Genomic DNA, 20,989 nt, shown 5'->3' with positions numbered 1-20,989 from the left:
CGCCTGACCCTGATTCGGGATACGCTTTACACCTACACCCGTTGGCAGGTGATCGCCCTGTTATTCCTGGGGTTCTCGGCGGGTTTGCCGTTTCTGCTGGTGTTTTCCACCCTTAACGCCCGGCTGGCGGATGTGGGAGTGGAAACCGCCACCATCGGGTTCTTTAGCTGGCTCGGTATTACCTATTCAATCAAGGTGTTCTGGGCACCGGTGGTGGACCGCCTGAAACTGCCGTTGCTCGACCGGCTTTTGGGCAAGCGGCGGAGCTGGATTATCTTTGCGCAGGCGGGTATCGCCACGGGGCTGTACCTGATGGCTCACGTGGATGCTACGGCAGCGCCTGAAATGATGGCTCTTTGCGGCCTGCTGGTGGCCTTTTCCTCCGCCACTCAGGATGTGGCCATTGATGCCTACCGCATCGAGATTGCCGAGGAGCGGCTGCAGGCGGCGCTGGCTGCTACGTATATCTTTGGCTACCGTCTGGCGCTTCTGGTGGCCGGCGCCGGTGCTCTTTACCTGGCGGAATTCTGGTCGTGGCAGGTGTCCTATGAAGTCATGGCGGCCCTGGTAGGAGTTGGCGCGCTCACGGTGCTCATTGTTCGCGAGCCCAGCGTGAACCACTTTGCCGCCGCCCAGGACATTGCCCACGAGATCGAACAGGAGGCTGCCAAGCTCACGCATCTGAATCCCCGCCTGGCGAGACTTGTTGGCTGGTTCTACGCCGCCGTGGCCGGTCCGTTTCTGGATTTTTTCAGGCGGTACAAGGAGCTGGCTCTGGTCATCCTGCTGATGGTTGCCGTGTACCGGATCTCCGACATCGCCATGGGCGTCATGGCCAATCCCTTCTACCTGGATTTCATGGGCTTCAGCAAAACCCAGGTGGCGGACGTTACCAAGATCTTCGGCTTCTTCATGACCATTGCCGGCTCCCTGGTTGGTGGGGTTATGGTGGTTCGCTACGGGGTTCGTCGAATTCTTCTGTTGGGAGCGATCATGACTGCCGCCACTAACCTACTGTTCGTTGTTCTGGCCCAGTACCCGCCCAACATCATCGCCCTGGCCGCCGTGGTGAGCGCCGATAACCTCAGTGGCGGCATTGCCAATGTTGCCCTGATCGCATGGCTCTCGAGCATGACCAGTGCCTCGTTTACGGCTACGCAGTACGCACTGTTCAGTTCCCTGATGACTCTGCCTGGCAAGTTTCTCGGTGGGTTCTCCGGCATTGTCGTGGCGGGCTTTGGTTACGCCGAATTCTTCCTGGTGGCCGGCATAATGGGTGTGCCTGCGATTCTGCTGGCCATTTTCATGATCCGAAATGGCCATCGACTGGATTCGTTGGCGCCGCGCAATGAATCGAAGCCCGATGCCGGAGCAGAGAGCCCTTGATGTCCGAACCGACCAAAGACCAGAAAATCTGGCAAGTCGTACTGGCTGTCCCAGAGGGAAAGGTGGTCAGTTACGGCCAGGTTGCAGAGATGGCAGGGTTGGGCCGGCAGGCGAGGTACATCGGGAAGGCCTTGGGCAAGTTGCCGGAAGGACATGCCGTGCCCTGGTATCGGGTGATTCGCAGTAACGGCCAGATTGCCTTTCCCGTGGGGTCCGAGAAATTTGAGGAGCAGGTTAGCCGGCTTGAGGCTGAAGGTGTCGAAGTTACCGACGGGCGGGTTTCGATGTCTCGGTTTCGATGGTAACGGGGCGCTCTGGGCGCCCCACTCAATGGTAGCTCGACCCGTTAGAGCCGAAGAGCCCCATCCACTTCAATCATCCGCCCTGACACATAGTCGTTCTCAAAGATGAACGCCGCAGCCGAAGCAATCTCTTCGGGTTTGCCCATGCGCTTGAGCGGAATGCCGGCCGTCATTTTTTCCAGGGCTTCCGGTTTCATGGAGGCGGTCATTTCGGTCTCGATGAAGCCCGGGGCGATACCGGCGCAGCGGATGCCGTAGCGGGCGAGTTCCTTGGCCCATACGGGAACCAGGGCGGAGACGCCGGCTTTGGCGGCGGAGTAGTTGCTCTGGCCCATGTTGCCGGCGCGGGAGATGGAGGCGATGTTGATGATCGCGCCCTGGTCGCCGTTCTTGATCATCTGGGTGGCGGCTTCGCGGCCGCAGAGAAACACACCGGTGAGGTTGACGTCGATCACCGCCTGCCACTGGGACAGCTCCATGCGGCGCTCAACTTCGCCATCCTTCACTTTGACCATCAGGCCGTCTCGCAGGATGCCGGCGTTGTTGATCAGGCCATTGAGGTGGCCGAAATCTTTTACGATGGCTTCAAAGGTTTTTTCAACGTCTTCTTCTTTGGCGACGTTGCAGACGTAGCTTCTGGCCTCAGCGCCCGCGGCCACGCAGGCGGTGACGGCTTCGTCCAGCTTCTCCGGCATCAGGTCGATCAGCGCAATTTTTGCACCTTTGGCCGCAAGGTATTCGCCCATGGCGCGGCCAAGGCCCTGGCCGCCGCCAGTGATTGCAATCACGGAATCTTGAAGTTTCATGTTTTGCCCTAACTACTGTTATCAAGTGGCTTTACAGTTGCTGTGCGTCTTTTCACCGGTATGGCTGGTGCGTAGAGCCATGAATGTGGCTTCTTGTTAGATACGGAAGGACTGCGAGTATACCAGACCTTCTGAAATTCCTGCTCAGACCCTGAGGTCCCGATGTCCGTGTTTCTTTTTCTATTCATAATCATGCCGATTGCCGAGATGGCGGTGTTGATCCAGGTGGGTGGCATGATTGGTGTGCTCAATACCGTCGGGTTGGTGTTGTTGACCGCCGTGATCGGTGCGTGGCTGCTTCGCCAGCAGGGTCTGGCAACGCTGTTGAGGGCCAATCAGCGGCTGAACAGTGGTGAATTGCCTGCCAAAGAGGTTGCCGAGGGGCTGATTCTGGCTATTGGTGGCGCCTTGCTGCTGACGCCGGGTTTTATCACCGATACGGTCGGCTTTTTGTGCCTGATTCCGGGGAGCCGCCACTGGCTCGCGGCGCAGGCGCTGAAGCGCATGGTCGTGGCTGGTCAGAACCGCAGCAGCAGCTTCTATTTCCGTGCCGGTGGCGGGTCCAATCCCTTCGGGCAGGATCCGTTTGGCGGCCAGGAGAACCCGTTCGGCCGGCAGCGGCCTTTTGATCGGGACAGCAATGGCGACATCATCGAAGGCGAGTACCAGGATGAGACGGAATCCGATCGGGACCGGATCGAAAAAAAGTGAAAAAATTTTCTCTAAGGGGTGTTGAAAACACCTACCAGCTACCCCAAATAGAAACCACAAGTTCGCTGCGGGCTGATTTCCACTGAAAACAGTTGGTTATCCAGCCGGGCAATTTGTCGGACCAGGCTTTGCCTGTCCGACCTACATCAACAATGTCATTGCCACATTAATCTGACTATTGGAGAAACCGAGCAATGAAAATTCGTCCGCTACACGACCGTGTTGTCGTGCGCCGTAAGGAAGAAGAAGAGAAAACTGCGGGTGGCATCGTGCTGCCGGGTAACGCCAAAGAGAAGCCCTCCCAGGGCGAGGTAATTGCCGTTGGTAACGGTCGCATCCTGGAAAACGGCGAAACCCGCTCACTGGCGGTCAAGGTGGGTGACACCGTGGTCTTCGGCCAGTACGCCGGGAACACCGTCAAGATCGATGGCGAAGAGCTCCTCATCATGAGCGAGAGCGACATCTACGGCGTGCTTGAGTGATCGCTGAGGCGAATCGCACGAACTCTCATTAATCCGATTGATTCAACAACTTCGGTTTAACGAACAGGAATAGAAGACATGGCAGCAAAAGACGTTAGATTCGGTGATAGCGCACGTAAGCGCATGGTCGCGGGCGTCAATGTACTGGCAGACGCGGTTAAAGTGACCCTCGGCCCGAAAGGCCGTAACGTGGTTCTGGAAAAGTCCTTCGGCGCGCCGACCATCACCAAAGATGGTGTTTCCGTAGCCAAGGAAATCGAACTGTCTGACAAGTTCGAGAACATGGGCGCCCAGATGGTGAAGGAAGTAGCTTCCCAGGCCAACGACACCGCCGGTGACGGTACCACTACCGCAACCGTTCTGGCTCAGTCCATCGTTAACGAGGGCGTTAAGGCAGTTACTGCCGGCATGAACCCGATGGATCTGAAGCGCGGCATCGACAAGGCCACAACGGAAGCCGTGAAGGCAATCCGTGATATGGCCAAGCCCTGTGACGACAGCAAGATGATCGCTCAGGTAGGCACTATCTCTGCCAACGGTGACGATACCATCGGTAAGATCATCGCCGATGCAATGGAAAAAGTTGGCAAGGAAGGCGTTATTACCGTTGAGGAAGGCCGAGGCCTGGAAGACGAGCTGGACGTGGTTGAAGGTATGCAGTTCGACCGTGGCTTCCTGTCTCCGTACTTCATCAACAACCAGGACAACATGTCTGCCGAGCTGGAAGACCCGTACATCCTGCTGGTCGACAAGAAGATCTCCAATATCCGCGAGCTGCTGCCGGTGCTGGAAGCTGTAGCCAAGGCTGGTAAGCCGCTGCAGATCATCGCTGAAGACATCGAGGGTGAAGCGCTTGCCACTCTGGTAGTGAACAACATGCGTGGCATCGTCAAGGTAAACGCTGTCAAGGCGCCTGGCTTTGGTGACCGTCGCAAGGAAATGCTGCAGGACATCGCGATCCTTTCCGGTGGTACCGTAATCTCTGAAGAAGTCGGCCTGACTCTTGAGAACACCACCCTGGATGACCTTGGCACAGCCAAGCGTGTGAACGTCACCAAGGAAAACACCACCATCATCGGCGGTGCTGGTGCGCAGGCGGACATCGAAGCTCGCGTTGAGCAGATCCGCAAGCAGATCGAAGACAGCTCTTCCGACTACGACAAGGAAAAGCTGCAGGAGCGTGTTGCCAAGCTGGCTGGCGGTGTTGCCGTTATCAAGGTTGGTGCCGGTTCCGAAGTGGAAATGAAAGAGAAGAAGGCCCGCGTTGAAGACGCGCTGCACTCTACCCGCGCCGCGGTTGAAGAGGGCATCGTGCCGGGCGGTGGTGTAACCCTGATCCGTGCCATTGCGGCCCTGGACAAGGTAGACGCCATCAACGAAGAGCAGAAAGCCGGTGTTAACATTCTGCGCCGTGCCATGGAAGCTCCTCTGCGCCAGATCGTTTACAACGCAGGCGGTGAGTCTTCTGTTGTGGTTGCGAAGGTTCGCGAAGGCGAAGGTTCCTTCGGCTACAACGCCGCGACCGAAGCCTACGGCGATATGCTGGAAATGGGTATCCTGGATCCTGCCAAGGTCACCCGTTCCGCTCTGCAGGCGGCCGCTTCTGTGGCTTCCCTGATCATCACCACCGAGGCGATGGTTGCGGATGAGCCGCAGGACGAGTCTGCCGGCGGCGGTATGCCGGACATGGGTGGAATGGGAGGCATGGGAGGTATGGGCGGCATGATGTAATGCCGGCCTGATCTCGGCCCCTTAAAAACCCCGCGTTGGTTCACGCCAACGCGGGGTTTTTGTTTTTTTGTCATGAACTTGCCCCATGGCTTTGCTAGACTCGGCTTCCGGTCCATTATCTGTGCAACGCCGAATGAGTGACGCTGAACCCAAATCCTTTCTCCGCCCCGGCAAGGTATTCTTGCTCCTGCTGCTGGGCGCTTTGGTTTATGTCCTGTCACTGGTCTTTCTGGTCCCTGCGGGATGGGTCTGGCAGCAAGCCTCTGCCCATGTATCTCTGCCTCCCCAGGTAAAGGTTCAGCAAGTTGCCGGCAAACTCTGGGATGGCGAAGCCGGGGTTGTGGTGGCCGGTTTCGCGGTGCGTGTTGACTGGCGCCTTTATATGCCGTCGGTCACCAGCTTGGAATGGCCAGCCCGAATTTCCCTGGAATCGTCGCAATCCTCGCTCAACGGCGATGTTACGGTGGGCTGGCCGGCCAGTGCCCAGCTTGATGCCAGCGGACGGATCACGGTGGCCGAGTTTGAGGAGCTGATCCGCCAGAGCGGCGGCGCCATGATTGAAGGCGAAGTCATGATTGACCGTCTGAATATGGCCTGGGCCGATAACCGGATTACGCGGGCGGAAGGCCTGGGGCGCTGGGATGGCGGCCTGGTGACCTGGCCAATGGGTGGCCAGCGTGGGCAGGCCGAGTTTCCGCCCATGCAGGCGACGATGGATACCTCCCAGGGTGGTGTGGCGCTGACAGTCTCCGAGCAGGCCGGCCAGGGGCCAGCAGCAGATGCCACCGTGTTCTGGAACGGAATGATGGAACTGCGTGTCTACAAGCGTATGGTGGATCTCGCCGGCCAGCCCTGGCCCGATTCTGCCAGCCCCGGTGATGTCGTATTCCGGGTACGCCAGCCTCTCGTACCGGGGGCAAGATAATATGGCGCTGTTGAGTATTCCGGCCCAGAGCCGGATTTCCCGGATCCTCGCCAACCTGTTGCTGTTGGTTCTGGTGGTGTATCTGGCCAATACTCTCGCCCGGATGACCTGGTTATACGCCTGGGACGACCGGCCGGTTCCAGACGCGCCGGTCGCAGCCGGTGCAGGCAGTCTGTCAGGCGGTAGCCGTTTGACAACGTCTATGGCCGTTTACGATTTCTTCGGGCGGTCTGAGCGACCGGTCGAGGTGGCCGATGCGGTTCGCCGCTCGGCTCCGGAAACCCGGCTTCGGCTCCGGCTGGAAGGGGTACTTGTCGCACAGCGCCCGGAGGACTCCGGTGCTATAGTTGCTGGGAGCAATGGAGAAACCGCATATTACCGGGTAGGGGAGATGCTACCCGGCAATGCCGAGCTGGCGGAAGTGGAACCCGGGCGTGTTCTGATTCGTCGGGGTGGGCGATACGAATCCCTGACTTTCGAGGAACAGTCGTCTGAACTGGTTGCAGAAGTGACCGAGGAGCCTGCAGAATCATCACCGGATGAGTTCCTGGCCAGCGCCCGTGAACAGATTGACAGCCAGGGCATTGCCGCACTGGCGCCTTTCGGGCTGAGCCCGGTGGACAATAGCGGCATGTCCGGTTACGTGTATGACGGCTCTAACGCCATGCTTAACGCCGTCAACCTGCAGGCCGGGGACGTGATAACGGCTATCAACGGTCAGCGGCTGGGCGATATCAGCCAGGATAAGGCCCTGCTTGAGAACTGGCGCGGCCAGGCCCAGCTGGAGATAGAAATCGAGCGTGACGGATCCATCCTCACCATCAGTTATGCCATACCCGAGCAGTGGCGCTGACCGGGTTCATCGAAACAGGACGAAATCGCCAGATGTATAACCACAAGATCAATGTTTTGCGGGCCATTGTCCTGCTTTTTCTCCTTCCCTTTATGTCCATGGCGCATGGGCAGGAAGCCGAGACATGGCGGCTGAACCTGAAAGACGCCGATATCCGTGCGTTCGTGACCCAGGTCGCGGACATTACCGGGTACAGTTTTGTGGTGGATCCCAGGGTGAAGGGCAAGGTAACGGTGCTCTCCAGCGCGCCCATGAACAGGGACGAAATTTACGATCTGTTCCTGGCGGTCTTGAATGTTCACGGTTTTACCGCCATCCCGGGCGCAGAAGTGATCAAGGTGGTGCAGCAGGTTGATGCCAAACAGTCGGCAGAGATTCTGGAGCGCTTTCCCGAAACCCCCTCCGAGCAGCTGATCACGCGGGTTATCCAGATCGACAACGCCAACGCCCTGGAGCTGGTGCCGATTCTGCGCCCCCTGGTGGCGAAATACGGCCATCTGGCCGGGGTGGCCGCCGCCAACGCCCTGATCATCAGTGATCATTCTTCCAATATCCAGCGCATCGAGCAGATTGTCCGGGAGCTGGATAGCCCGTCCAAATACGAAGTGGAAGTCATCCAGCTTCAGGAAGCCTGGGTGGGTGATATGGTGACCCTGCTGCAGGAACTGGCCCCGGATGAACTCGGCCGGGCCGGCGGCGACAATGCCGCCAGAAAATACAGCGTCACGGCAGATGAGCGCAGCAACCGCCTTATTCTGCGGGGCGATGAGACCTTCCGCGAAAAGATGCGCGGCCTGATTCGACAGCTGGACCAGCCCTCTGCCACCGGCGGCACCACCAAGGTCCTGAGGCTGAAACACGCCGACGCCAAAAACCTGACTGAGATCCTGAAGGGTGTGATGGGCGAGCTGGTGAAAGAAGGTACCGGTTCGGGAGGCGGCGGTGCCGCCAAACCGCAAAGCAGCTTTGCCGTGTTTGCGGATGAGGGGCTGAACGCGCTGGTGGTGAGGGGTGAGCCATCCCTGATGCAGGAAGCCGAACAGATTGTTGCGGCGCTGGATGTGCGCCGTGCCCAGGTGATGATTGAGGCGGCCATTGTCGAGATCAGCGACGAACTGGGCCAGGATCTGGGCGTCCAGGTTGCGGTCGGTGACGAGTCCGGCGAATCCACGCCGGTTGCCGGCACCAATTTCGGTAACGTGGGTCGCAGCCTGGGTGAGGTGCTCAGCGCGATTCTGACCGGATCCGCCATCACGCCGGCTACCGGTGGTATCACCATCGGCGCCGGCCAACGGAACGAAAATGGTGTGAGCTGGGGGGTTCTCCTGCAGGCACTGTCTACGTCTGCTGCTGCAAACCTGTTGTCTACGCCAAGCATTATTACGCTGGATAACCAGGAGTCCGAGATCATCGTGGGCCAGAATGTCCCGTTCCGCACTGGCCAGTCGACGGTTGTCGGTGACGGCACCACCAATCCATTCACCACCATCGAGCGTCGCGATATCGGTCTGACCCTCAAGGTTACCCCGACCATCAGTGCCGACGGCCTGGTGCGTCTGGTGGTGGAGCAGACCACAGAGAACGTGGCAGACAGCATCGAGGACGCCTCGGATATCGTCACCAACAAGCGGGAAATCAAGACCACAGTGCTTGCAGATGACGGTGAGACCATCGTGCTGGGCGGTTTGACCCGGGATGATTACCAGGTCAACAGGAGCAAGGTGCCCCTGCTGGGTGACATCCCGTTCGTTGGTCGCCTGTTCTCCTCCGAATCGGAGCGCCGGGTGAAGCGCAACCTGCTGGTGTTCCTGCGCCCCAAAATCATGCTGGGCAAGGAAGAGGCCGTTGCGGCTACTTCCGACAAGTTCAATCAGCTTTGGGACGTCAATCTGAACATCCGGGAGAAGCTGGGTATCCCCACCGAAGAGCAGCGTCCGACAGTGGACGCGCTGTTTGAAGACGGCAGCACCCGGGTAAAGTAAGCGCTCAGACAGCCAGTGGCGGCATCGGGCAATCCATCTGGTCCGCCACCAGCCGCATCAGTTCGTACTCCCGGGTTTCCACTTTCCCGTCGCGGGTAATGCAGTGCCCACAGGCATCGATGATTGCCGGTTTCAGCAGCGGTGAAAGACCGTTCAACGCGGTCAACGCTTCCCGTAGCTGGCGCATGGTGACTTTTTCCAGAACTGGCTCCACTCCATCCTTCGCATTCATGAAGCCGGCCATGGCCTCCCGATAGAGCTTCTCGGCGTCAGATTGGGACTCAGACCCAGCCCTTGCCATCAAGCTCAGGAGCCTCTGGAGGGCCGGCATGACCGGTTTGTAGCTCTTATAGCGCACCGGTACCACTCTGGCTGCTTCGTCGCCCAGGTGGCGTGACAGGAAGCTTGTCAGAGCGAGTTCAAACAGGGTAACCCGGTTATCCGCCGCCACAAGTTTCTGGACATTGGTAATGAGCAACTCCCGCTCTTCCGGGTCCAGCTTGCGAAGGGCAGGCATGGCCAGCTCCAGGGCAGGGAAACGGACGCCATCGCCGATGGTTTTCAGTGCCGGCAGCAGTTTCTCGAGTAGATCCGGCTGGCTGCCCAATACCGGGTGTGCCGGCAGCAGGTTCAGCCGTTCCGTTTGCTGTGGACGCGGCAGTTCGCTGATCAGCATGGCATAGCAGAGCTGCGTGGCCCCGGCCCGGGTGTACAGCAGGTTTCGGAAGGTGGCTGGCAGGCGTTCCAGAAAACGCAGGGCGAAATCTTCGCTTTGCCGGTTGATAGTGCCGACCTGATCTGAAAATTTCCGGGCCGGTTTTATGGTTTTTTCCGGGCTGGATGCAAGCGGTGAGGTTCTGCCACTCCTGCCGGTAACCGGCCCGAGTATGTCAGTTGCCGCGCCACTGAACCCGGACGCGCCCGCTTCTGGTGCTCCAGAGCCTCCCCGGTAGAGATCGGCGCCTGGTTCGGTATCCCTGAGCCGGCTTCGCAATCTGGCCAGCATGCCGGGCTGAATGGCATTGATTCGCTCATCTATGGGCGGGTGGGATGCCAGCAAAGAGGTGAACTTCATCCGCGCACTTTCGCCAAAGCACATGTGATTCATGTCGCTGGCGTGGCTGGTTGTGTCCAGGTAACCGCCCTTAATTCCGATCTTGAACAGCGCTCCGGCAATGCCTTCGGGATTGCGGGTAAATTGCACGGAGGATGCGTCTGCCAGCATTTCGCGTTGCCTGGAGACCGCTGCCTGTATCAGCCGGCCAAAGAAAACGCCCACATAGCCAATCACAAAGAGGGCCAGACCAATGATGCCCATGGCCGCCTGGGCCCGACCGTCCCGTGATCGACCCACCCGGTGGCCGCGGTAGAAGGATGCGCGCAGTAGAAAGCCGCCAATCTGTCCGATCATCAGGATGCCGGCAAGCAGGGCAATGAGCCGAACGTTCAGCCGCATGTCGCCGTTGAAAATATGGCTGAATTCATGGGCGACCACGCCTTGCAGTTCGTCCCGGGATAACTGGGTGATGGCGCCGTGGGTGACGACCATGACGGCCTCACCGGGAGTGTAGCCGGCCACAAAAGCGTTGATGCCGGTTTCCTGATCCATCACATAGAGTTCCGGCACCGAGACACCACTGGCAATAGCCATTTCCTCAACGATGTTGCGCAGTTTGCGCTCGTCACTGTCGCGGGTATCGGGGTCAATGGGCCTGGCGCCAACCATTTTGGCGACCCGGTTGCCACCACCGGCCAGATCAACCCAGCGGAGAAGGGAGCCCAGAACAATCAGGGAGACAACCGTAACGGCGGTCAACAGGCCATGATTGGAGAGCAGCCAGTGGTGGAACGCAAGACCGGAGGATTCACTACGGGTTACAAAATAACCCACAAGGCAGACGGCAAGCGTGATAAACGCGACCGCCGTCAGGAAAAGAAAAACCAGCAGAGTGGTGTTGCGCCGGGCGTGGGCCTGGCGCTGAAAGAAACCGGGATGAGCCATGATTCAGGGCCTCAGAAGGCCACTTTCGGTGCCTGACGGGCTTCCGGTGATTCCAGTTCCAGTTGCGACGTTTCCTTGAACGCAAACATGCCGGCTATAACATTATTCGGGAACTGCTCCCGGAAGATGTTGTAGCTCATGACGCCGTCGTTATAGGCCTGGCGGGCAAAGGCGACCCGGTTCTCGGTGCTGGAGAGTTCTTCCATCAGTTGCTGAATGGTTTCGTTGGCCTTCAGCTCCGGATAGTTCTCGGCCACGGCGTAGAAATTTGCGAGCGCCTTGGTGAGCAGGTTTTCGGCGCTGCCCAGGCGTTGGATCTTGGTTCCATCGCCAGGATCCTTGGCGGCGTCTTTTTGGGCGCTGACCGCATTGTTACGGGCTTCCATCACCTGGGTGAGGGTGCTTTTTTCGTGGGTCAGATAGGCTTTTGCCGCTTCCACAAGATTCGGAATAAGGTCGTGCCGACGCTGCAGTTGAACATCAATCTGGGCAAACCCGTTTTTGAACTGGTTGCGCAGGGAAACCAGGCGGTTGTAGATAAAGACCAGATAGAAAACAATGACGGCGATAACGATCAGGCCGATAACAGTGGTTCCCATGGCAACTCCTAGAGGTAGTGGTTCAGAGGTTATTTTCCACGATCTGCTCGTGAAAACCTTTAACGAAGGTCTCAAATTCACGCGGCGGCAACGGTTTGCTGAAGAAATAGCCCTGGGCGAGCTTGCAGCCACGCTGGCTCAGGTAATATTCCTGCTCTGCCGTTTCCACCCCTTCAGCAACCACTGACAGGTTCAGACTCTTGCCAAGGTCGATGATGGTATTGGCGATTCGGGTATCTTCCTCATTGACCAGCAGATCGCGGATAAACTGTTTGTCGATCTTCAGATGCTGTACCGGCATCTGTTTGAGGTAGGTCAGTGACGAGTAGCCGGTTCCAAAGTCGTCCACCGCGATGCTTATTCCCGCTTTGTTGAGTCTGTGGAGTTTGGCTACGGCGTCTGACAGGTTGGTCATGAAGCTGGTTTCTGTTACCTCCAGCTCCAGCCGCCCGGCCGGTATCTTGTGTCGTCGCAGGGTATCGAGAATATCATCGACAATGCTTTCCTGGCGCAGCTGAACGGCCGAGAGATTAACAGCAATACGAAGCGGCGAGCCGTCCGAGGCCCAGCGAGCTGCCTGCCAACAAGCCTGGTCCAGAACCCACTGGCCAATTTCCACGATAGAGCCGTTTGCTTCGGCCACCGGGATAAAGAAGTCGGGGGGAACCGTGCCACGAGTCGGGTGCTCCCAACGTAACAATGCCTCTGCCCCGATTACCCGTTTGCTCTCCAGATTAATCTGGGGCTGGTAAACCAGATGAAATTGGTGATTACCAAGAGCCTGGGACAAATCCTTTTCCAGTTGCTTCCGGTCCCGGATTTCCTGGTCAATGCTGGCGACATAGAACTGGAAGTGGTTGTGACCGTTCTGCTTGGCCAGGGTCATGGTCTGTTCGGCACTCTGAAGCAGTCGGTCTGCCTTGCTGGTGTCGGAGGGGTAAAGAGCAACCCCCAGGGTGGCGCTGATTGAGATGTTCTGGTCTTCGACCAGCATGGGCTCATTGACACAGGCCAGGATTCGCTCAGCTGTGTCTGCTGCTTGAAACCCGTCCCGAAGTCCTTTCTGGACAACCACGAACTGGTCGCTGCCGAGGCGTGCAATGGTGAAGCGGGCATTGTCCAGTTTGTTGGTCAGGCGGTCGGCAACGGTCTGTAGAATAAGGTCCCCGGACCGGAAACCGCACTGCTCGTTCACCGATTTGAAATCGTCGATGCCGCAGACAATCAGCGACAGTTGGGCGTTGCGCCTGGCGGCATCCTCAATATCCCGCACCAGCAACTCCATGAAGGTATCCCGGCTGGGCAGGCCAGTGAGCTGGTCGTAACGTGAGAGACGGCTCACCCGGTCCTCCGCCTCGCGATGACGTTTCTGGCTGTCACCAATGGCCACCAGGAGGTTATTGGTTGCGTTGACCCAGAGGCCAAGTTCGTCGCTCTGGTGGCCGGATGGCGTGGTGACCAGGCGGTCATCCGGGTGCGCAGGATCCACCTGCCTCACGGAATTGACAATTCGGAGGAGGGGGCGCGTCAGGAGCAGGTGGAATACATAGAACAACACCATGCCGAGAATGAGAGCTGTGGCCATGCCGGAAGCGAAAGTGACAGCCGCCCTGTCCAACCAGGTGCGGGCCGCTGCTGCAGTGTCGTAGTGAACGTCAAGAAAGCCGTAGACGTCTTCCGGATTACCCTCGCGGAAAAGCGGTTCCCGATAGAGCCGGTCGGCGTCGAAAATCGGATCGGTGACCGGGCGGAAAGCGGTTTCCTGGAGTGGACGGCTGCGATCTCCCAGTGGGTCGCCGTCAGGGTGGACGATGCGGGCCATGTGGACCGCTTCCTTGGCGAAGAGGCCGTCCACGACTTGTTGCGCGAGTTCGGCGTCGATGCTGAACACCGCCTGGGTGGCTGCGTCTTTCACCATCGCGATGGTTTGCTTGGCATCGCTATCCAGCCCTCTGGACACACGTTGGGCGTCCAGGATGACCTGTATGGCACTGACAACGACGCCACTGGCAAGGGCCACCGCAAGAATCCACCGTAAGATTCGATAGCCCAGGCGATGTTCAACCTCGAAGGAGTTTTGCATTCAAGCCTGTCTTGTTCCGGTTTTTGCAGAGCCGCTGATCTGCAAGGTTCAGGGCAAAGGTGTCGCACTTTGGGTGATGTGCGTGGGGGCTCACCCTGATGGTTGTTTCCAAGTATGGTTCAGGTTCGCGATATCTTCATGGAGTATCGGCGATTTTTCCAAAGATTTCAGAGTGTGCTTGTATCAAATTGTAATTGCTTGGGTATCGCAGACACAAAAACGCCCGCCAGAGGCGGGCGCTTGATCACAGTCGTTTTAGACTGTGTCTGGAAGCGAGGCCGGGATCAGGCCAGGTTTTCGTTTACGAAATCCCAGTTCACCAGGTTCCAGAAAGCTTCCAGGTAGTTCGGGCGGGAGTTGCGATAGTCGATGTAATACGCGTGCTCCCAGACGTCGACGGTCAGTACCGGCTTATCGGCACCGGTCAACGGGGTTTCAGCATTGCTGGTATTTGCGATGGCAACGGTGCCGTCCGCTTTTTTCACCAGCCAGGTCCAGCCAGAACCGAAGTTGTTGGCTGCTTTATCATTGAATTCTTTCTTGAAATCTTCGAAAGAACCGAACGCCTTCTCGATCGCTTCCTTGGCAGCACCGGTGGGTTCACCACCGCCGTTCGGGCTCAGGCAGTGCCAGTAGAAGGTGTGGTTCCAGACCTGTGCGGCGTTGTTGAACAGCGGGCCGCTGGCACTCTTGATGATGTCTTCAAGCGATTTGTTGGCGTTGTCCGTACCTTCGATCAGGCCATTGAGCTTGGTGACGTAGGTGTTGTGATGCTTGCCGTAATGGTACTCGAGCGTTTCCTGAGAGATGTGCGGTTCCAGTGCGTTCTTTTCGTAGGGCAGTGCGGGAAGTTCAAATGCCATGAGGTCGTTCTCCCTGTCTCTCTGTTTATGTTGATGTTCGTTACCCCAATATAGGGTCGATTTGAGTCAGATCAACCCTTTGGTGTTAAAGAACTTTTAAACTCTGGGCTGCCCGGCAGGAACTGGGCGCAGTTCTTCACCCGCCAGACGAGCTCTTCGTAGCTGTCGGCCAGAATGTTTACGTGGCCCAGCTTCCGACCCGGTCGTTCACCCTTATTATAGAGATGAACATGGGCGTAGGGCAGTTCGAGGATTCGCTCGATGTCGCCGTGCTCTCCGATGATATTGATCATGCAGCTCAACCCACGTGGAGCAACGTTGCCAAGAGGGTGTCCGCTAACCGCGCGAATGTGGTTCTCGAACTGGCTGGTCATCGCGCCTTCGATGGTCCAGTGCCCCGAGTTGTGAACCCTCGGCGCCATCTCGTTGGCGACCAGGCCATCGGTTGTCTCGAACAACTCAAGCGTTAATACGCCGACATAGTCCAATTCGTTCAGTAGTGCCTTGATGTACCGCTCCGCATCTTCCTGAACGTGCTTCTCGAGCTTCGGAGCAGGCGCAATGGAGTAGCGCAGAATCCCCTCGTGGTGGGTGTTCTCCGCCATCGGGTAGAAGGCCAGCTCACCGTCTTCAGCGCGAACGGCGATAATCGACACTTCCCGGTGGAAGTCGACGAACTTTTCCACGATAAGGCGGGGGTGGCCGATGGAGGTCCAGGCGGCCTCGGCGTCCTCAGGCGATTTGAGTACGGCCTGGCCTTTGCCGTCGTATCCTTCGGTGTTGGACTTCGCTACCACCGGGCAGCCAAGTTCCTCGGCCGCGGCTTTCAACGAGGCGGCGCTATCGGCAATTTTCCATTCTGGCGTGGGGATGCCCAGCCCGCCGAACAGAGTCTTTTCCGCTTCCCGGTTCTGACAAACCTGCAATGCCCGGGGGCAGGGGTGAACCGGTTTGTGAGCAGCAATTTTCTCGGCCACGTTTACTGGCAGGTGTTCGAACTCATAGGTAACACGGTCGACCCGGGAGAGGAAATCATCCAGGTACTGGCCCTCGCGGTCGATGATGACTTCACCAAGGCCGGCACTGGGGCTGCCGGACATGTCATAGAAAACAAAGGTCTTGGCCAGTGGGTATCCGGCCAGTGCCAGCATTCTTCCCAGTTGGCCAGCGCCCAGTACACCAATTCTCATTCGAGTTCTCCTGCCTGTTACTGGTCCCGAGGATCAGGATTGTCCAGAATCGTTTCGGTCTGTGTGGCCCGGAACTGCTCAACCGCTTTGCGTACGCTGTCGTCTGAGGTGCCGATAATCTGCGCTGCCAGCAGGCCAGCGTTGGTTGCGCCGGCTTTACCAATAGCGAGGGTGCCGACAGCGATGCCGCCTGGCATCTGGACGATGGAGAGCAACGAATCCAGTCCATTCAGGGTTTTGGACTGAACAGGAACACCAAGGACCGGCAGGGCGGTTTGTGAGGCAACCATGCCCGGCAGGTGCGCTGCGCCGCCGGCGCCCGCAATAATGACTTTCAAGCCGCGGTCTGCGGCCGTTTTGGCGTAGTCAAAAAGCAGATCCGGTGTGCGATGGGCCGAGACGACTTTGGTTTCATAGGGCACGCCAAGTTTTTCGAGCATGGTGGCGGCGTGTTCCATGGTGGGCCAGTCGGATTTGGAGCCCATGATGAGTCCTACAAGCGGCTGCATATGCAACAGTCCTGTGATAATTGGAAAGCCGGCCATTGTATGTTTTGGCTACTTACCATGCAACAAACCTTGGTGGAAGGCGCAGTTGAGAGGCCTTTTCCGGAAACCGCTACGAGCACATCCATGTGCGCTTGACTGAAGCCATCCTTGGCTTCAGACATTTCCGGAAAAGGCCTCTCAACTCCGCCCCGAACGCTCTGGAAGATTTGGCATGAGCGCGGCTTCATTTTTACCTGCGGGTAAGTACAGGTATTATCAGACCTTATTATTTTAACCGTCCATACTCAGGAGCTGTAATGGAACCGATCCGTCCAGATGATGATGAGTTGAGGGCTGAACGACCGATTGGTAGTGCCGAGTCGAAAAAGGCAGCGGAAAGAAAGTCCAGGCCAGCGTCCGGAGGGAAAGGCGAACCGTCGACACCAGCGAAGCCTCCCAAAGGTGGCAAGGGCGGTAACGGAAGTGGCGGCAGCAATGGTCGCGGTAGCTCGGCAATGCTGTGGGTGTTGTTGATTGTGCTGGCCGTTGCCGCGGGTGCTGGCTGGTACTCCCAGGAGCAGCGGGTTCAGGCGTTGGAAGGGCAGCTTGAAGAAGCGGATTACTGGGCGCGGCAGAGCAAGCTGGCGCTTGCTCGGTTTGAGGGCGAGCTTTCGGAAACGGGGGAAAACCTTCAGGAGAGGGGCGCTACTCTGGAGGAGCAGATCGCGGCGCATACGAAGCGTCTGGATACGGCAGACAGTGAGATCCGGAAACTCTGGGCCATTGCCAATGAACGCAACAAGAAGCGCCTGGATGAGCAGCAGGAACGGATTGCCGCGTTGGAATCCGGCCTTGCTGAGGGCAAGCAGGCCATTGGTTCGCTTGAGACGTCGGTTGAAAAGGTCCGGTCCTCGCTTTCCGCCGATATTGCAGCCCTGAAACAACAAACGGAGACGTCGATTGCAGCGCTGCAGGATGCCAACCGGCAGGCGACGGATCAGTTGACGAAATTGAGCCAGCAGCTGGCGGATGTGGATCAGGTGATCGAGAGCCGTATCCGGCGTTTTGAGCAGGAGCAGAAGCTGGGAATCAGCGGCATGGAGGGTCGGATCTCGGCCCTGGAGCGGGAGACCGATGAGCTGGCCGATGATGGCCGGGTTCAGGCGCTCCGTAATGAGGTGGCCAGTCTCAAGCGCACGGTTGAGTCTATCGATGCCTCGCGGTCACAACTGACCTCCCGTCTGGTTCGGCTGTCTGAAGATGTGAATCAGTTACGGAGCCAGATCAGCGGGCAGTAACTGCCCGTAGCGTGGTCCAGCAATCGGCATTTCGGGTTTTGTAACGGTTTGTAGCCATCCCTTGCGGTAGCTCTCATTTCTGTTTTTGTGCAGTTGTTAAGATCAGGCAACTCGCAATCAGGATGAAGAGTTAACAACAATGAAAACCCGAGTGCCTTCCGTTTTTCTTGTTCCCCGGCTTCTGGCAGCGATGTGGCTGTTGCTGGCGTTGCCGGGCTGTACGGTTTATCAGTCCATCGGCAAAAGCGTCGGGTCGTTCCTGCATCCGGTTTCCGGGCATGACTTCGTTCATATCGACAACGATAGCTGGGATCGGCGCAACGCGGTGCTGTACTTCTACAGGACACACTCCCAATGGGCGGCTGATGAAATTGAAGCGCCCAGTGTCTACATAGATGACACCCACTATTTCAACATTCGCAACGACAGCTTCACCTGGCTTGAGGTAAGCCCCGGAGAGCGCCACATTGCCATGCGCCGACCTTTGGTTGGTCTGGAGGGCATGAACTCCTTCAGTCTTAGCCTGATCGCCGATGCCACGCTGGACGTTGAGCCAGGACAGATCTATTACCTGCGTTATAACGAGCTTTCGGAACCGGGCCAACGGCATCCGGACCTGGATCCGGATCATTCGCTGAATCAGGGCGACCTCCAGCTGGTGACGCGGGAATATGCCATGCAGGCAGAGGAGATTGTTTCCACCCGTTTTCTGAACAGTGATCTGTTGGCGCCAAACCACGCGGCTACCTCCATTGTGGAAGTGAATGAAGACCTGGATTACGAGCGGCAACTGGTGCTGCTGGAGGAGGAGCGTGAGCTCGAGATCGAGCGCCTGAAGCAGGAGGGCAAGTACGAATCCACGTCCTGGTTCTGGCCGTTCGGCGGTGGTCCCACGGTTCCCCTGGAAACGGATCGGAAAATCGACAGGTTGGAGCGTGAGTACGCCAAGTTGGAGCAGGAACGTGAGCGTCGGGAAGAAGCAGAATCCGGTGGTGGCTGGTGGATTTTCTGAGTGCTGACTACACTGACGGCAGGTGAAGGACTCGGGAAATTAAAACAATGGCTCTCAAGGATTCTCTTCGACTCAGATTTGAAAAACTGGCCGATGATGTGGTCCCCCAACTACTCGATAGCTGGGGCGATCTGCAGAAACGGCTTGATGACCTGAACTGCTCCCTGGCCAATCGGGCGGTTCCGGAAGACAGGCGCAGTCGTGTCAGTGAATTGTCCCTGCAGGAGAAGGCTCAGCAGGCGGGCCAGAATCGCCCGGCCATACGGGCAGTCAAAACCGCTAGCAAGACCTCGGGTAAAAACTGAATTTGCTTAAAAACTGTACGCTTTTGAATGGCTTGCAGGTTTTTTTATAAAATTGCCGGAAAATATTTGACACCGCCAGCCAAATGCTTAAAATGCGCCTCTCACTTGGTTGAGACAGCGCGGCTGCCAAGCAAGTGAATGCCTTTTTAGATTAGATAGGAAGGCTTGAAAGTGGGTGGTTAGCTCAGCTGGGAGAGCATCGCCCTTACAAGGCGAGGGTCACTGGTTCGATCCCAGTACCACCCACCACTTTCAAATGCATCACCGGATCACCCCATCCGGTTTCAGGTTCGGGCCCGAGGGTCAGAATTGATGCGGAGCGGTAGTTCAGTTGGTTAGAATACCGGCCTGTCACGCCGGGGGTCGCGGGTTCGAGTCCCGTCCGCTCCGCCATTTTTATGCAGTATCCCCGGGTGGTTAGCTCAGCTGGGAGAGCATCGCCCTTACAAGGCGAGGGTCACTGGTTCGATCCCAGTACCACCCACCAAAATTCCGAAAAGGGCCGATCCGAAAGGATCGGCCCTTTTTTTATTTGCCAATCAGCGACTGGCCGCAGACTCTCACCACGTTGCCGTTCACTCCGCTGGACGCAGGACTGCAATACCAGGCGATGGTTTCCGCCACGTCAACGGGTTGCCCGCCCTGGGAGAGGCTGTTCATCCGGCGACCGGCCTCGCGGATGGTGACCGGCATGGCGGCGGTCATCCGGGTTTCGATAAACCCGGGGGCGACGGCGTTGATGGTGATGCCGTTTTTCAGTTGCCGGGCCATGGCTTCCACGTAGCCGATCACGCCGCTCTTGGCAGTAGAGTAATTGGTCTGCCCGAAATTTCCGGCAATGCCGCTGATGGAGGAGATGCAGACGATGCGGCCGTTCTCTTTCATCAGTTCTCGCTTGGCCAACTCTTCGTCGATCAATTCCTCGGCGGTCAGGTTTACGGCAATTGTCATATCCCAGAAGTGCTCGGGCATGTTGCCAAGGGTCTTGTCGCGGGTGATGCCGGCATTGTGAATGACCAGGTCGACGCCGCCGAAATGCTCTTCGATGAAGTCGGCGATCAACTTTGGTGCTTTGTCGTCGGTAATGTCGCAGGCCAGAGCCTTCCCGTTGATAGCGGATGTGACCTTTTCCAGTTCTTCCATGGCCGGCGGAATGTCGAGGCCGATCACGGTGGCGCCGTCCCGGGCGAGGGTTTCAGAAATGGCAGCACCGATACCCCTGGACGCTCCGGTGACCAGTGCCACCTTTCCAGTCAGTGGTGCGACGGGATTGGTGGCAGGGGCAGCGTTGCCTTTGCCGACCTTCACGACCTGGCCGGACACATAGGCAGAGCGGGCAGACAGGAAGAACCGCACGCTGGAATCCAGTTGCTTCTCTGCCCCTGGGGCCATCCACAGTAGGTTCGCCGTGGAGCCTTTCTTGCCGATTTCCTTGCCAACGCTGCGTACGAAGCCTTCGAGTGCCCGTTGCGCGGCGGCCTGCGGCGCCTTGCGACAACTGGCGGGATTCTGGCCGATTACCAGAACGCGGGCGTTGCTGCCCAGTTTTTTGATGGTGGGGTGGAAGAAGTCGTATAGTGCCCGCAGGTCGGCCGGACCTTTCAGGCCGGTGGCGTCAAACACCAGCGCCGAAAACTGCTGGTTGATGTCGGAGGCCAGGTCCAGCGGCCGGGCTTTGTTGCCGGCTTTCGATGAGTCCGCCAGGCGATTGCTTTCGCTGGCGTGATGAAGGGTGGCCGCGCTGGCGCCGAGAATACTGCCTAAAGTGGCAATGGCTTTTCCGCCGTTGGCGGCGCCGATGAGCACCTTGCCTTCGATAAATGGCTGGTCGGTGCGCTTCAGGCGCTTCAGTGGCGCGGGCGCGGGGAGACCAAGGGATTGTGCGGCGGTTCTACCAACGGGGGTGTTTACCAGTCTAAGATAGAGGTCGGACATGGGGGCTTCCTTGTGGTTGCAATCGGTTCTCTGGAT

Annotated in this window: 19 protein-coding genes and 3 tRNA genes; 14 read left to right on the top strand and 8 right to left on the bottom strand. The window is 58.0% G+C overall.

Features of this window, described 5'->3' with window-relative positions:
- Positions 1–48: 48 nt before the first annotated feature.
- Both AC13DD_RS11200 and AC13DD_RS11195 read left to right on the top strand, forming a co-directional pair.
- Positions 49–1,386 carry an AmpG family muropeptide MFS transporter gene (locus AC13DD_RS11200; RefSeq protein ID WP_175497353.1) on the top strand — a complete coding sequence of 446 codons (1,338 nt, stop codon included), beginning with the start codon at positions 49–51 and terminating at the stop codon, positions 1,384–1,386.
- Positions 1,386–1,691, top strand: a complete 306-nt coding sequence (locus tag AC13DD_RS11195) for an MGMT family protein (RefSeq protein ID WP_092030868.1) — start codon at positions 1,386–1,388, stop codon at positions 1,689–1,691. The genes AC13DD_RS11200 and AC13DD_RS11195 overlap by 1 nt, the downstream gene beginning before the upstream one ends.
- A 41-nt stretch (positions 1,692–1,732) precedes the next feature.
- Here the strand turns inward: AC13DD_RS11195 and AC13DD_RS11190 are convergent, their stop codons facing one another.
- On the bottom strand, positions 1,733–2,494 hold the full coding sequence (locus AC13DD_RS11190; protein WP_092030866.1) for an SDR family oxidoreductase: 762 nt from the start codon (positions 2,492–2,494) through the stop codon (positions 1,733–1,735).
- Between the two features lie 162 nt (positions 2,495–2,656).
- On the opposite strand from AC13DD_RS11190, the gene AC13DD_RS11185 reads away from it, so the two are divergent.
- The 6 genes from AC13DD_RS11185 to gspD all read left to right on the top strand — a co-directional run bounded on the left by AC13DD_RS11185 (position 2,657) and on the right by gspD (position 9,178).
- Positions 2,657–3,205, top strand: coding sequence for an FxsA family protein (locus tag AC13DD_RS11185; protein ID WP_092030864.1), 549 nt, complete (start codon positions 2,657–2,659; stop codon positions 3,203–3,205).
- Between the two features lie 194 nt (positions 3,206–3,399).
- Positions 3,400–3,687, top strand: a complete 288-nt coding sequence (groES, locus tag AC13DD_RS11180) for a co-chaperone GroES (protein WP_008171363.1) — start codon at positions 3,400–3,402, stop codon at positions 3,685–3,687.
- Positions 3,688–3,765: 78 nt separating this feature from the next.
- On the top strand, positions 3,766–5,418 hold the full coding sequence (groL, locus tag AC13DD_RS11175; RefSeq protein ID WP_008171364.1) for a chaperonin GroEL: 1,653 nt from the start codon (positions 3,766–3,768) through the stop codon (positions 5,416–5,418).
- A 133-nt stretch (positions 5,419–5,551) separates the two neighbouring features.
- Positions 5,552–6,343, top strand: a complete 792-nt coding sequence (gene gspN / locus AC13DD_RS11170; RefSeq protein ID WP_482931137.1) for a type II secretion system protein N — start codon at positions 5,552–5,554, stop codon at positions 6,341–6,343.
- 1 nt (position 6,344) lies between these two features.
- On the top strand, positions 6,345–7,196 hold the full coding sequence (locus tag AC13DD_RS11165; RefSeq protein WP_092030860.1) for a type II secretion system protein N: 852 nt from the start codon (positions 6,345–6,347) through the stop codon (positions 7,194–7,196).
- Positions 7,197–7,228: 32 nt separating this feature from the next.
- Positions 7,229–9,178 carry a type II secretion system secretin GspD gene (gspD, locus tag AC13DD_RS11160; RefSeq protein ID WP_482931136.1) on the top strand — a complete coding sequence of 650 codons (1,950 nt, stop codon included), beginning with the start codon at positions 7,229–7,231 and terminating at the stop codon, positions 9,176–9,178.
- A 4-nt stretch (positions 9,179–9,182) separates the two neighbouring features.
- Here the strand turns inward: gspD and AC13DD_RS11155 are convergent, their stop codons facing one another.
- The 6 genes from AC13DD_RS11155 to purE all read right to left on the bottom strand — a co-directional run bounded on the left by AC13DD_RS11155 (position 9,183) and on the right by purE (position 16,424).
- The gene (locus AC13DD_RS11155; RefSeq protein ID WP_482931135.1) at positions 9,183–11,180 is read right to left on the bottom strand and encodes a M48 family metallopeptidase; all 1,998 of its coding nucleotides are present in this window, start codon (positions 11,178–11,180) and stop codon (positions 9,183–9,185) included.
- 11 nt (positions 11,181–11,191) lie between these two features.
- Positions 11,192–11,779, bottom strand: coding sequence for a LemA family protein (locus AC13DD_RS11150; RefSeq protein WP_053112523.1), 588 nt, complete (start codon positions 11,777–11,779; stop codon positions 11,192–11,194).
- Positions 11,780–11,801: 22 nt separating this feature from the next.
- Complete coding sequence (locus AC13DD_RS11145) at positions 11,802–13,862, bottom strand: putative bifunctional diguanylate cyclase/phosphodiesterase (protein ID WP_008171375.1); 2,061 nt, start codon at positions 13,860–13,862, stop codon at positions 11,802–11,804.
- 284 nt (positions 13,863–14,146) lie between these two features.
- Entirely contained in the window at positions 14,147–14,725 is a 579-nt protein-coding gene (gene sodB, locus AC13DD_RS11140; protein WP_008171376.1) for a superoxide dismutase [Fe], read from the bottom strand.
- Positions 14,726–14,796: 71 nt separating this feature from the next.
- Complete coding sequence (locus AC13DD_RS11135) at positions 14,797–15,915, bottom strand: 5-(carboxyamino)imidazole ribonucleotide synthase (protein WP_008171379.1); 1,119 nt, start codon at positions 15,913–15,915, stop codon at positions 14,797–14,799.
- A 17-nt stretch (positions 15,916–15,932) separates the two neighbouring features.
- Positions 15,933–16,424, bottom strand: coding sequence for a 5-(carboxyamino)imidazole ribonucleotide mutase (gene purE / locus AC13DD_RS11130; RefSeq protein ID WP_008171382.1), 492 nt, complete (start codon positions 16,422–16,424; stop codon positions 15,933–15,935).
- 296 nt (positions 16,425–16,720) lie between these two features.
- Between purE and AC13DD_RS11125 the strand changes: the two genes are divergently transcribed.
- The 6 genes from AC13DD_RS11125 (at position 16,721) to AC13DD_RS11100 (ending at position 19,505) form a co-directional block, all read left to right on the top strand.
- Positions 16,721–17,701, top strand: coding sequence for a hypothetical protein (locus AC13DD_RS11125; protein WP_008171384.1), 981 nt, complete (start codon positions 16,721–16,723; stop codon positions 17,699–17,701).
- A 139-nt stretch (positions 17,702–17,840) separates the two neighbouring features.
- Entirely contained in the window at positions 17,841–18,713 is an 873-nt protein-coding gene (locus AC13DD_RS11120) for a DUF2846 domain-containing protein (protein ID WP_482931134.1), read from the top strand.
- 47 nt (positions 18,714–18,760) lie between these two features.
- On the top strand, positions 18,761–19,018 hold the full coding sequence (locus AC13DD_RS11115) for a hypothetical protein (protein ID WP_008171388.1): 258 nt from the start codon (positions 18,761–18,763) through the stop codon (positions 19,016–19,018).
- Positions 19,019–19,191: 173 nt separating this feature from the next.
- Positions 19,192–19,267, top strand: a tRNA-Val gene (locus AC13DD_RS11110).
- Positions 19,268–19,334: 67 nt separating this feature from the next.
- Positions 19,335–19,411, top strand: a tRNA-Asp gene (locus tag AC13DD_RS11105).
- Positions 19,412–19,429: 18 nt separating this feature from the next.
- A tRNA-Val gene (locus tag AC13DD_RS11100) sits at positions 19,430–19,505 on the top strand.
- A gap of 41 nt (positions 19,506–19,546) precedes the next feature.
- Here AC13DD_RS11100 and AC13DD_RS11095 read toward each other — a convergent pair.
- Positions 19,547–20,953 (bottom strand): 3-oxoacyl-ACP reductase, encoded by a 1,407-nt coding sequence (locus tag AC13DD_RS11095; RefSeq protein ID WP_482931133.1) that lies wholly within the window; start codon positions 20,951–20,953, stop codon positions 19,547–19,549.
- Between the last annotated feature and the right edge of the window lie 36 nt (positions 20,954–20,989).

The organism is Marinobacter sp. L-13 (assembly GCF_056857715.1).
The sequence above is the reverse complement of the archived record's forward strand: the minus strand, read 5'-3'. Positions and strand labels throughout refer to the sequence as shown.